The sequence below is a fragment of the Achromobacter dolens genome (assembly GCF_902859745.1).
In the GTDB taxonomy this organism is placed as follows: domain Bacteria; phylum Pseudomonadota; class Gammaproteobacteria; order Burkholderiales; family Burkholderiaceae_B; genus Achromobacter; species Achromobacter dolens.
Genome location: NZ_CADIJW010000086.1, coordinates 1 through 10,826, shown reverse-complemented (window position 1 = coordinate 10,826; position 10,826 = coordinate 1). Strand labels below are relative to the sequence as shown.

Here is a 10,826-nt window from a genome sequence, read left to right as displayed (position 1 = left end):
AGGTGGCCGGGCTGCCGCTCCAGACGGCGCGCAGCAGCGCCCAATCGAGCAACGCCCAGCCGGCGGCGGCCAGCAGCAAGACCGTCAGCGCCGCGCCCAGCCAGCCGTTGATGCCGCGTCCCTCGCGCGCCAGCAGGCGCAACGCGGGCCGCTCGCCCAGGCGGGCGCCGTGGCTGTCGCCGGGGCCGTGGCGGGCGTGGCGCGCGTTCCAGGCCGACAGCGCGCCGCCCAGCGCCAGGGCCAGGCCCAGGTAGACGGCCACGGCCAGCGTGATGCCTTCCAGCGCCAGCCCGGTCTGGGTGATGGCGGTGTTGATCACGGCCATCAGCTCCTGGTAGCCGATGGCGATGGCCAGGGTGCTGTTCTTGACCAGCGCCAGGCACTGGTTGGCATACGGCGGCAGCGCTACGCGCGCGGCGTAGGGCGCGACGACGTGGCGCAGCACGCCCCAGGGCGTCAGCGCCATGGCCTGGCCGGCTTCCACCAGGCCCAACGGCACCGCCCGCACGGCGGCGCGCACGATGTCGGCGATGTAGGCGGCATGGAACACCACCAGGCCGATCACCAGGGCGGCGAATTCGATGCTGGGCTGCCAGCCGCCTTGCAGGCCCAGGCCGCGCTTGACGGGCAGATCGATGGTGACGCCGGGCAACAACGCCCAGGCCAGCGCCGTCGCCGCCAGCGCGGCCCAGGGCGCGGCGCGGCCGAGGCGATGACGCAGGCGCCAGCCGAGCAGCACGGCGCCCGCCGCCGCCAGCGCGTACGGCAGCCAGCCATGCAGCGTCGGCAATGCCAGCCCGCGGTTCGACAGCAGCACGGACGGCAGCGGCGTCCACGCCTGTCGCGCGTCCGGCAGGCGCAGCAAGAGGCCGTACCAGACGAACAATTGCAGCAGTACCGGGGTGTTGCGCAACGGCGCGATGACGAGCGCGGCAGTGCGCGATGCCAGCGGCTGCGACGACAGCCGCAGCAGGCCCAGGCCGACGCCCAGCAGGGTGGCGAGCGGAACCGCCACCAGCGCGACCGTCAGCGTGTTCACCAGCCCGGCGGCGATCGACATCCAGTAGGGATCGTCGGGCGTCACCGGCAGCAGGCTTTCCGAAATGCGGAAGCCCGCCGGCTGGAACAGGAAGCCGAAGCCGCCGCGGATGCCGCGGGCCGCCTGCGTGGCCTCGATGTGCAGCAGCAGTAACGCCGCCAAAGCGGCAAGCCCCAGGGTCCAGGCGGCGGCTGGCCACCAGCGCCGCAGCGCGGCGTTCCAGGGCGAGGGGTGAAGGGCAATCATGTCTGTCCTGGCCTGCGCCGGAAGGCCCGGCGGCTTCTCAAAAGCGCGCAGGCGAGCCGTCGGCCCGCCTGGCGGCAGCGCGTGCGTAAAGGCTTATTGGAACGGCGGCGAATACAGCAGGCCGCCCTGGTTCCATTGCCGGTTCAGGCCGCGATCGAGCTTGAGCGGCGTGGCCGCGCCCAGGTTGCGGTCCCACACCTCGCCATAGTTGCCGACGGCCTTGATCACATTGCGGGCCCAGCCTTCGTCCAGCCCGAAACTCTTGCCGATACCGGGGTCCAGACCCAATAGGCGGCGCACCTGCGCGTCGCTGCTTTGCGCCTGGCTGTCGACGTTCCTGGAGGTGATGCCCAGTTCCTCGGCGGCCACCAGCGCGTTGACGGTCCAGCGCACGATGGCGGTCCAGTTGGGATCGTCCTGGCGCACGAAGGGGCCGAGCGGCGACTTGTTGATGCGTTCGGGCAGGATGACGAAGTCGTCCGGATTGGCGGCGCGCGCGGCGCGGCTGGCGGCCAGCGTCGAGGCATCCGACAGGTAGACGTCGCAGCGGCCGGCGTAGAAGGCCTGTTCCAGCTCGACCAGGTTCTCGATCACCACCGGCCGATAGTTGAGCTTGTGCTTCTTGAAGTAATCGACCAGGTTCTGTTCGTTGACGGTGCCGGGCTGCACGCAGACCTGCGCGCCGTCCAGTTCGGTGGCGCTTTTCACGCCCAGCTTCTTCGGCACCAGGAAGCCCTGGCCGTCATAGAACACGATGCCGGCCGAGACGATGCCCAGGCCCGCGTCGCGGCCGGAGGTGATGGTGGTGTTGCGGTTGAGCACGTCGATCTCGCCGCCTTGCAGAGCGGGAAAGCGCTGCTGCGAACTGAGCGGCACGAAGCGCGTTTTTTCCGGATCGCCCAGCACCGCCGCGGCCAGCGCGCGGCACAGGTCGGCGTCCAGGCCGGTCCAGCGGCCCTGCTTGTCGGCGATCGACAGGCCGGCCGAGCCCTGGCTCACGCCGCACACCAGTTCGCCGCGCTTCTTGATGGCGTCGACCGTGGCGCCCGCCGTGGCTGCGTTGGCCGTGGACATCGTCATATGCGCCAGCGCCGCCGCCACCCCGGCGGCTTTGAGTAGAGAGATCAACCGCATGCCGTTCCCGTATTTGAAGTATGCAAGAAAGGCATGAATTCTAGGGCTGCACATCGCCATTGTGAGCGACTGTATCGTCATATGGTTATGAGAACTTAGCCTTATCCAAATTCGCGTCATATACCTAGAATCCGTCCATACCAAGTTGCAGGATTGAAGAAGGTTGCGCATGAGCTGGCAGGATGAATTCCGGGAATGGTTTCCCATCACTCGCGACAAGGCCTACGCCAACATCGCCTACACCAGCCCGCTGGCGCCCAAGGTGGCCGAGGGCGTGGCCGCCTTCTTCGACGGCATCACCCATGCCCGCAGCGACAAGCCGCAATGGCTGCGCGATGCCGGCGCGCTGCGCGCGCGGCTGGCGCGGCTGATCGGCGGCGACGCGCGCCGGCTGGCCTTCACCAAGAACACCACCGAGGGCCTGAATACCGTGGCGCAGGGCCTCTCCTGGCAGGAGGGCGACAACCTGGTGGTCGACGACCAGGAACATCCCACCAATGCCTTGCCCTGGCTCAACCTGCGCCGTCGCGGCGTGCAGGTGCGGGTGCCGCCGTCGCGCGCGCACCGCTATACGGTCGATGACCTGTGGCAGCACGTCGACGCGCGCACGCGGCTGATCGCGGTGTCGTGGGTGCAGTACGGCACGGGCCTGCGCACCGACATTGCCGAACTGGGCCGGCGCTGCGCCGAGCGCGGCATCTGGCTGGTGGTCGATGGCATCCAGGGCGCGGGCCTGTTGCGCGCCGAGGTCGATGCCTGGGGCGTGGACGCGTTCGCCAGCGGCGCCCACAAGGGCTTCCTGGGACCGCTGGGCGTGGGCCTGCTGCACGTGTCGCCGCGGCTGCTCGACGCGCTCGATCCGCTGTATGTCGGCCCCTCGGAAGTCACCACGCTCGACAAGGCCGGCCTGCAGTGGCAGGTGGGCGTGTCCGATGCCGGCGACGCCCGCCGCCTGGAGACCGGCAACCTCAACTATCCCGGCATCGCCGGCTGGGCCGCGGCGCTGGATCTGATCGAGTGGGCGCGGCCCGAGCGCATCGAGCCGTGGGTGCTGGAGCTATCCGCCGCATTGAGCGATGGTTTGCGCGCCCAGGGCCTGCAGGTGGTATCGCCGGCCGACGCGGCGCTGCGCAGCACCACCACCGCCGTGCGCGTGCCCGATCCCGCCGCGGCGCTGGCGCACCTTGCCCGCGAGGGCGTGGTGGCCAGCATTGTGGAGTATGGTTACCTGCGCCTGTCCGTGGGCGCCTATAACAATCACGGGGACATCGACCGCATCCTGCGCGCCGCGCGCGGGTTCGCCGCCTGATCCCATCACCGATAACGCATTTTCGAGGAGCACTACATCATGACCGAAGCGAAGAAGCCCGACTGGCGGCTGGAAACCATCGCCGTGCACGGCGGCTACAAGCCGGACCCGACCACGCGCGCGGTGGCCGTGCCGATCTACCAGACCGTGGCCTACGCCTTTGACGACACCCAGCATGGCGCCGATCTGTTCGACCTGAAGGTCGCGGGCAACATCTACACCCGCATCATGAACCCGACCACCGACGTGCTGGAGCAGCGCGTCGCGGCCCTGGAAGGCGGCATCGCCGCCCTGGCGCTGGCCTCGGGCCAGGCCGCCGTGACCTACGCGATCCTGACCATCGCCGAGGCGGGCGACAACATCGTCTCGTCCAGCACGCTGTACGGCGGCACCTACAACCTGTTCGCCCACACGCTGCCGCAGTACGGCATCACCACGCGCTTTGCCAACCCCAGCGACCTGGCGGCCTTCGAGGCGCAGATCGATGAGCGCACCAAGGCCATCTTCGCCGAATCGGTCGGCAACCCGCTGGGCAACATCACCGACATCGCCGCGCTGGCCGAGCTGGCCCACCGCCACGGCCTGCCGCTGATCGTCGACAACACCGTGCCGTCGCCGTACCTGCTGCGTCCGATCGAGCACGGCGCCGACATCGTGGTGCAGTCGCTGACCAAGTACCTGGGCGGCCACGGCACCAGCCTGGGCGGCGCCATCATCGACTCAGGCAAGTTCCCCTGGGCCGAGCACAAGGCCCGCTTCAAGCGCCTGAACGAACCCGATGTCAGCTACCACGGCGTGGTCTACACCGAAGCCTTCGGCCCGGCCGCCTACATCGGCCGCGCCCGCGTGGTGCCGCTGCGCAACACCGGCGCGGCGATCTCGCCGTTCAATGCGTTCCAGATCCTGCAGGGCATCGAGACGCTGGCGCTGCGCGTGGACCGCATCGTCGAAAACGCGGTCAAGGTGGCCGGCTATCTGCGCGAGCATCCCAAGGTCGAGTGGGTCAACTACGCCGGCCTGCCGGACCACCCGGATCACGCCCTGGTGCGCAAGTACCTGGGCGGCAAGGCGCCCGGCCTGTTCACGTTCGGCGTGAAGGGCGGCCGCGAAGCCGGCGCGCGCTTCCAGGACGCGCTGCAGTTGTTCACGCGCCTGGTCAACATCGGCGACGCCAAGTCGCTGGCCACGCACCCGGCGTCCACCACCCACCGCCAGCTCAATCCCGAAGAGCTGCAGAAGGCGGGCGTGCGCGAGGAAACCGTGCGCCTGTCGATCGGCATCGAGCACATCGACGATCTGCTGGCCGACCTGGACCAGGCGCTGGCAAAGGTGTGAGGGGCATGAACATGATTTCCCGCAGGACCCTGTTGCAACTGGCCGCCGGGCTGCCCGCCCTGGCGGCGGCCCCGTCCATCGCGGCCCAGCCGGCCGCCGGCCGCGCCAAGACCTACGTGCTGGCGCACGGCTCCTGGCATGGCGGCTGGTGCTGGCGGCCGGTGGCCGAGCGGCTGCGCGCCGCCGGCCATCGCGTCCACGCGCCCAGCTTCACCGGCATGGGCGACCGCGCCCACCTGCTGCACAAGGGCATCACCATCGACACCTTCGTCGAGGACCTGGTGCAGGTGATCCAGAGCGAAGAACTGAACGACGTGATCCTGGTGGGCCACAGCTTCGGCGGCATCCCGATCTCGGGGGTGGCCGACCGCATTCCCGAGCGGCTGGCGCACCTGGTGTACTTCGATTCGATCGTGCTGCAAAGCGGCCAGGATGCGTTCTCGGTGTACCCCAAGGCCGACGCCGAGGCGCGCATCGCGGCCGCGTCCAAGGCCACCAACGGCCTGGCCGTGCCGATTCCCGACCCGCTGCCGGCGGCCTGGGGCTTCAAGCCGGGCAGCGCCGACGAGGCCTGGGTCAAGCGCCGCCTGACGCCGCACCCGCTGGCCAGCTACACCACGCCCTTGACGCTCAGGCATCCCATCGGCAACGGCCGGCCGCGCACCTACATCCATTGCACCCAGCCCGAGCTGCTGGTGCTGGAGCAGTCACGCCAGCTGGTGAAGTCGCAGCCGGGCTGGAACTGGGTCGACATCGCCGCCCCGCACGAAGCCCACATCACGCACCCGCAGGTGCTGGCCGACCTGCTGCTGGGCCTGTCCTGACGCGAGGGCAAGTGGGGGCCTCGGCGCGCCCGATAGCGAGTGCGTAGGGTGCGCCGCGCCTCCGCGGGCCGCGGCCGGGACCGGCGTTCAGTTCAGACGCCGCCGCGACGCCAGGCCGAGGGCGCCACGCCCTCGGTGCGCTGGAACACGCGGCTGAAGGCCGCCTGCGAGCGATAGCCGACCCGTTCGGCGGCGTCCACGATGGCCATGCCCTGCGCCAGCAGGCGCCGCGCCACGCGCATGCGCAGCAGTTGCAGCAGTTGCGCCGGCGTGGTGCCGCTTTGCAGCGTGAAGCGGCGGTGGAAGGTGGCTTTGGACATGTGCACGTGGCGCGCCATGTCGTCCATGCTCCAGGGATCCGCCGGCCGCGCCAGGATCGCCTGCAGCAGGCCCGCCATGGCCGGGTCGCGCGCCAGCACGAACAGGCCGTGGGCCTGGCGGTCGTGGATCGCCAGGTGGCGCAGCATGAAGAAGATCAGCATGTCGGTGAGCCGCTCCAGCACCACCTCGGATGCGCCACCGTCGCGCGCGGTCTCGCCCAGGATCAGGTCGAACACGCCGCGCGCGCTCGCGTAGCGGGCATCGTCGGCGCGCAGCACCAGTATGTCGGGCAGCGTCTCGGCCACCAGGTCCGCCAGGCCCGGGCGGAACTGGAAGAAGCCGCAGGCCAGCCCGGTGCCGTCGGGCTGGCGCGGCAGCAGCGGCTGCATCTCGCGGCACGCGGGCGCCGCCGCGTCGGCCGCGTCCAGCGGCGTCAGCGTGTGCGGCAGGTCGCGCAGGAAAAACACGCCGTCGCCCGCCGCCAGGATCAGCGGCGCCTGGCCCGTTCCCAGCTCGACGCGGCAGCGGCCGTGCAGGATAAGGTGGAAACTGGCGCGGGCCCGGCCGCTGGTGCTGGCCGACCAATTGCCGCAATACTGGCCCAGGTGATACAAGCTGGACTGCACCTCCAGGCTCGACAGCAGCAGGGCGTCGACGGCGGCTTGATCGGCGTTCGGGGCGGGCGAGGGCGGCATGGCGAAGTTGGCAAGGCGTGTGGCGGCCGTACTGGTATGGCGGCACGACCGGATCAGTTTGGCGCGATGATACGCGGGGCGCCTGGCTGGTTATAAGCGCATAGCTGAAAGTCGATAAGATCGAGCATCAGCTTGCGATCCGCGTGCATTGTCGCGCGGGGCGGGGCGCCCGCACAATCGAGTTTTCGTTGTTCCCATTCCGGAGACCCTCATGGCCCGTTTGCCCGTCCATACCGCGCAGAGCGCGCCCGAACCCACCCGCGCCGCCCTGGCCGCCGCCGAGCAGGGCGCCGGCTACCTGTCCAACCTGCTGGGCGTGCTGGCCAATGCGCCGGTGGCCCTGGAGGCCTACCAGACGCTGTCGCAGATCAACGCCCGCGCCGGGCTGACGCTGCAGGAGCGCGAGGTGGTCCAACTGGTGGCCGGCACCCGCCATGGCTGCACCTTCTGCGTCGCCGGCCACACGGCGCTGGCGCGCAACAAGGCCAAGCTGTCGCCCGAGGTGGTCGACGCGCTGCGCGCCCAGGGCACGCTGCCGGACGAGCGCCTGCAGGCGCTGGCCGCTTTCACCGAAGCCGTGATCCGCACCCGTGGCCGCGTCAGCGACGCCGAACTGCAGGCGCTGCGCGAGGCCGGCTACAGCGACGGCAACGCGCTGGAGGTGATCGTCGGGGTGGGCCTGGCCACGATCTGCAACTTTGGCAACAACCTGGCGCAAACCCCGCTGAACGAGCAACTGGGCGCCTATGCCTGGAGCGGCGCGCAATGACGGCGCGGCAGCCGGACCCGCGACTGTCGCCCGGATTGGCCGCCTGGCTCGACGACCATGCCGGCGCGCTGGACGACGGCAGCCATGACGCCGCCGAGGTCCTGCCGCGATTGGCCGCGGCGGGCGTATTCCGCCTGGGTGTGCCGGCCGCGCACGGCGGCGCGCCGGGCACCGACATCGGCGACGCCATCGAGGCCGTGTCGCAGGTGGCCGAGCATTCCGTGGCCGCGGCCTTCGTGGCCTGGGGCCAGCGGGTTTTCATCGAGTACCTGCTGCGCAGCCCCAATGCCGCCTTGTCGCAGGCCTGGCTGGCGCCCTTGCTGGCGGGCGAGGTGGCCGGCGCCACCGCGCTGTCGAACGCCATGAAATTCCTCAGCGGCATCGAGTCGCTGCAGATCGGCGCGCGACAGGATGGCGCGCACTGGGTGCTGGATGGCCGCATGCCGTGGGTCACCAACCTGCGCAAGCAGGGCTTCCTGGTGGCCGCGGCCGTCTCGGCCCCCGACGGCACGCCGGCCGTGGTGGCCTTGCCGCATGATATCGAAGGCCTGACGCGCAGCGCCGACCTGGATCTGTTGGCGCTGCAGTCCAGCAACACCGCGGCGCTGGATGTGCGCGGCGTGCGCATCGATCCGCAATGGCTGATTCACCCGGATGCGCGCCAATATCTGCCGCAGGCGCGGCCTGCGTTCGCGGGGCTGCAATGCGGACTGTCCATCGGCCTGGCGCGACGCGCGTTGCGCGCCGCCGGCGAGGCGGGTCAGGGCCAGGCGTCGCGCGGCATCCTCGGCGAACCCTTGCAGGCGCTGGCGCGCCAGCTCGACGAGGCGACCGCGCGCCTGGTCGACGGCGTGCGCAGCGAACGTTTCGTGGCCGAACCCTGGCTGCTGTTCGAAAGCCGCATCGCGCTGGCCGAGATCGCCAGCCAGGCGGTGCAGCTCGAATTGCAGGCCAGCGGCGGCGCGGCCTACCTGAAGCCTGCCGGCGACGGTTTTGCACGCCGCTGGCGCGAGGCCGCTTTCCTGCCCATCGTCACCCCCAGCCTGGTGCAGCTCAAGACCGAGCTGGCCAAGCGCCGGGCGCGTCTGGCGGCCGAGGGCGCCGCATGAGCGCGCCGCGTCCGGTGTTGCAGGCGCAGGGCCTGGCGCTGCGCTATGCGCAGGCGCCGGCCGACGTATTCCAGGATGTGGATCTGGTGCTGGACCGGGGCGAGGTAGTGGCGGTGCTGGGCGCCAGCGGCGCCGGCAAGTCGAGCCTGTTGCGCGTGCTGGCCGGACTGCAGCCTGCCAGTGCCGGCACGCTGCTGATGGAGGGCGCGCCGCTGACTGGCGTGCATCCGCGCGTGGCGGTGGCGTTCCAGGATCCCGGCCTGCTGCCGTGGCTGTCGCTGGAACGCAATGTCGCTTTCGGCCTGGATTTCACCCATCAGCCCAGGCTGACCGCCGCCGAACGCCGGTTGCGGATCGACCAGGCCATCGACGAGGTCGGCCTGTCGCACGCGCGCCAGTTGCGGCCGGCGCAGTTGTCCGGCGGCATGGCGCAGCGCACCGCGTTGGCGCGTTGCCTGGCGCGCCAGCCGGCGGTGCTGCTGCTGGACGAGCCGTTCGGCGCGCTCGACGAGGTCACGCGCGGCGAGATGCAGACACTGCTGCGCAAAGTGGTGGCCGACTTTCATACCGCCGCCGTCCTCATCACCCACGATATCGACGAAGCGCTGCTGCTGGCCGACCGCATCGTGCTGCTGGGCGGCGCGCCCGGACGCATCCTGGGCGTGTGGCCGGTGGACCTGCCGCAGCCGCGCGCCGATCTGTTGCCTGAAATGGGCGCGTTGCGCCTGGAAATCCTGACCCGCCTGCGCGATGCGCTGCGGGTCGCACGCGGCCAAGCCGCCAAGGAGCCTGTTGATGTGCCTTGAACACATGTCGCGTCGCGACTGGTTGAAACTGTCGGCCCTGCTGACCGCGGGCGGCGCCGCGCCGCTGTTGTCGGCATTCAATGCCCGCGCCCAGAGCGAGCCCGACGCGCCGGTGCGCATCGGCTACCTGCCGATCACCGACGCCGCGCCGCTGCTGGTGGCGCATAACAATGGCCTGTTCGACAAGGCCGGCGTCAAGGCCGAGAAGCCGACCCTGCTGCGTAGTTGGGCGCAGGTGATCGAGGCCTTCATTTCCGGCCAGGTCAACGTGGTGCATCTGCTGTCGCCCATGACGGTATGGGCGCGCTTCGGCAGCCAGGTGCCCGCCAAGGTGGTGGCCTGGAACCACGTCGGCGGCTCGGGCCTGACGGTGGCGCCGGCCATCAACGGCGTCAAGGAACTGGGCGGCAAGACGGTGGCGATCCCGTTCTGGTATTCCATCCACAACGTGATGCTGCAGTACCTACTGCGCGAGAACGGCCTGACGCCGGTGTCGCGCAAGGACGGCGCGCCGGCCGCCAACGAGGTCAACCTGGTGGTGATGGCGCCGGCCGACATGCCGCCGGCGCTGGCGCAGAACCGCATCGCCGGCTACATCGTGGCCGAGCCTTTCAACGCCGTGGCCGAGACGCTGGGCGTGGGCAAGGTGTTGCGCTTTACCGGCGACATCTGGCGCAACCACGCCTGCTGCGTGGTGTTCATGCACGAGCGCGACCTGCAGCAGCGGCCCGAGTGGTCGCAGAAGGTGGTCGACGCCATCGTCCAGGCGCAGTTGTGGATCCGCGATAACCGCGAAGAGACCGCCAGGCTGCTGTCCAAGGAAGGCATCAACCGCTATACCCCGCACGGTCTGCCGGCCTTGAGCAAGGTGCTGGCGCCGCCGCCATCCGACCGCGAGCAATACCTGGCCAGTGGCGCGATCCGCCATGCCGACTGGGACGAACGCCGCATCGACTTCCAGCCATATCCGTTCCCCAGCTACACCGAGGAACTGGTGCGGCGCCTGCGCGACACGCTGATCGAGGCCGACCGGGGCTTCCTGGCCGGGCTGGACCCCGCCCGCGCCGCGGCCGAGCTGGTCGATGACCGCTACGTCAAGCGCGCCATCGAGGCCGCGGGCGGCCTGCGGCGTTTCGGCTTTCCCGACGCCTACACCCGGACCGAGACGGTGCAGGCGTGACGGCGCGCGAGTCTGCCGCGGCGGGCGCGCGCGTCGCCGCGCCGGTGACCGGCCCGGCG

10 protein-coding genes are annotated in these 10,826 nt (G+C 70.4%); 7 read left to right on the top strand and 3 right to left on the bottom strand.

Features of this window, described 5'->3' with window-relative positions:
- A partial coding sequence (locus HV783_RS28695; RefSeq protein WP_175190310.1) for an ABC transporter permease subunit occupies positions 1 to 1,285 on the bottom strand: 1,285 nt, incomplete at its 3' end.
- A 93-nt stretch (positions 1,286 to 1,378) separates the two neighbouring features.
- Complete coding sequence (locus HV783_RS28690) at positions 1,379 to 2,419, bottom strand: amino acid ABC transporter substrate-binding protein (protein ID WP_064525386.1); 1,041 nt, start codon at positions 2,417 to 2,419, stop codon at positions 1,379 to 1,381.
- Positions 2,420 to 2,588: 169 nt separating this feature from the next.
- Between HV783_RS28690 and HV783_RS28685 the strand changes: the two genes are divergently transcribed.
- Genes HV783_RS28685 through HV783_RS28675 form a run of 3 tightly spaced genes read left to right on the top strand, consistent with a single transcriptional unit; the run spans position 2,589 to position 5,887 of the window.
- A complete protein-coding gene (locus HV783_RS28685; protein ID WP_054504245.1) occupies positions 2,589 to 3,728 on the top strand; it encodes an aminotransferase class V-fold PLP-dependent enzyme in 1,140 nt (379 codons plus the stop codon).
- Positions 3,729 to 3,767: 39 nt separating this feature from the next.
- The gene (locus tag HV783_RS28680) at positions 3,768 to 5,063 is read left to right on the top strand and encodes an O-acetylhomoserine aminocarboxypropyltransferase/cysteine synthase family protein (protein WP_054416933.1); all 1,296 of its coding nucleotides are present in this window, start codon (positions 3,768 to 3,770) and stop codon (positions 5,061 to 5,063) included.
- Between the two features lie 5 nt (positions 5,064 to 5,068).
- Positions 5,069 to 5,887 carry an alpha/beta fold hydrolase gene (locus tag HV783_RS28675; protein ID WP_254604090.1) on the top strand — a complete coding sequence of 273 codons (819 nt, stop codon included), beginning with the start codon at positions 5,069 to 5,071 and terminating at the stop codon, positions 5,885 to 5,887.
- Between the two features lie 92 nt (positions 5,888 to 5,979).
- Here the strand turns inward: HV783_RS28675 and HV783_RS28670 are convergent, their stop codons facing one another.
- On the bottom strand, positions 5,980 to 6,903 hold the full coding sequence (locus tag HV783_RS28670) for an AraC family transcriptional regulator (RefSeq protein WP_175190309.1): 924 nt from the start codon (positions 6,901 to 6,903) through the stop codon (positions 5,980 to 5,982).
- A 211-nt stretch (positions 6,904 to 7,114) separates the two neighbouring features.
- Here HV783_RS28670 and HV783_RS28665 point away from each other — a divergent pair, with 211 nt between their 5' ends.
- From HV783_RS28665 to HV783_RS28650, 4 genes are read left to right on the top strand one after another with little or no spacing between them, the layout of a single operon-like run.
- A complete protein-coding gene (locus tag HV783_RS28665) occupies positions 7,115 to 7,672 on the top strand; it encodes a carboxymuconolactone decarboxylase family protein (RefSeq protein ID WP_054504242.1) in 558 nt (185 codons plus the stop codon).
- Positions 7,669 to 8,781, top strand: a complete 1,113-nt coding sequence (locus HV783_RS28660; RefSeq protein WP_175190308.1) for an acyl-CoA dehydrogenase family protein — start codon at positions 7,669 to 7,671, stop codon at positions 8,779 to 8,781. Before HV783_RS28665 ends, HV783_RS28660 begins: the two co-directional genes overlap by 4 nt.
- Positions 8,778 to 9,587 carry an ABC transporter ATP-binding protein gene (locus tag HV783_RS28655; protein ID WP_054504240.1) on the top strand — a complete coding sequence of 270 codons (810 nt, stop codon included), beginning with the start codon at positions 8,778 to 8,780 and terminating at the stop codon, positions 9,585 to 9,587. The genes HV783_RS28660 and HV783_RS28655 overlap by 4 nt, the downstream gene beginning before the upstream one ends.
- Entirely contained in the window at positions 9,577 to 10,767 is a 1,191-nt protein-coding gene (locus HV783_RS28650) for an ABC transporter substrate-binding protein (RefSeq protein WP_054504239.1), read from the top strand. Before HV783_RS28655 ends, HV783_RS28650 begins: the two co-directional genes overlap by 11 nt.
- Positions 10,768 to 10,826: the final 59 nt, after the last annotated feature.

What these genes read in the sequence shown, in the direction of transcription:
- HV783_RS28690 (WP_064525386.1), bottom strand. Translation starts at nt 2,419, where the DNA reads ATGCGGTTGATCTCTCTACTCAAAGCCGCCGGGGTGGCGGCGGCGCTG.
- HV783_RS28685 (WP_054504245.1), top strand. Translation starts at nt 2,589, where the DNA reads ATGAGCTGGCAGGATGAATTCCGGGAATGGTTTCCCATCACTCGCGAC.
- HV783_RS28680 (WP_054416933.1), top strand. Translation starts at nt 3,768, where the DNA reads ATGACCGAAGCGAAGAAGCCCGACTGGCGGCTGGAAACCATCGCCGTG.
- HV783_RS28675 (WP_254604090.1), top strand. Translation starts at nt 5,069, where the DNA reads ATGAACATGATTTCCCGCAGGACCCTGTTGCAACTGGCCGCCGGGCTG.
- HV783_RS28670 (WP_175190309.1), bottom strand. Translation starts at nt 6,903, where the DNA reads ATGCCGCCCTCGCCCGCCCCGAACGCCGATCAAGCCGCCGTCGACGCC.
- HV783_RS28665 (WP_054504242.1), top strand. Translation starts at nt 7,115, where the DNA reads ATGGCCCGTTTGCCCGTCCATACCGCGCAGAGCGCGCCCGAACCCACC.
- HV783_RS28660 (WP_175190308.1), top strand. Translation starts at nt 7,669, where the DNA reads ATGACGGCGCGGCAGCCGGACCCGCGACTGTCGCCCGGATTGGCCGCC.
- HV783_RS28655 (WP_054504240.1), top strand. Translation starts at nt 8,778, where the DNA reads ATGAGCGCGCCGCGTCCGGTGTTGCAGGCGCAGGGCCTGGCGCTGCGC.
- HV783_RS28650 (WP_054504239.1), top strand. Translation starts at nt 9,577, where the DNA reads ATGTGCCTTGAACACATGTCGCGTCGCGACTGGTTGAAACTGTCGGCC.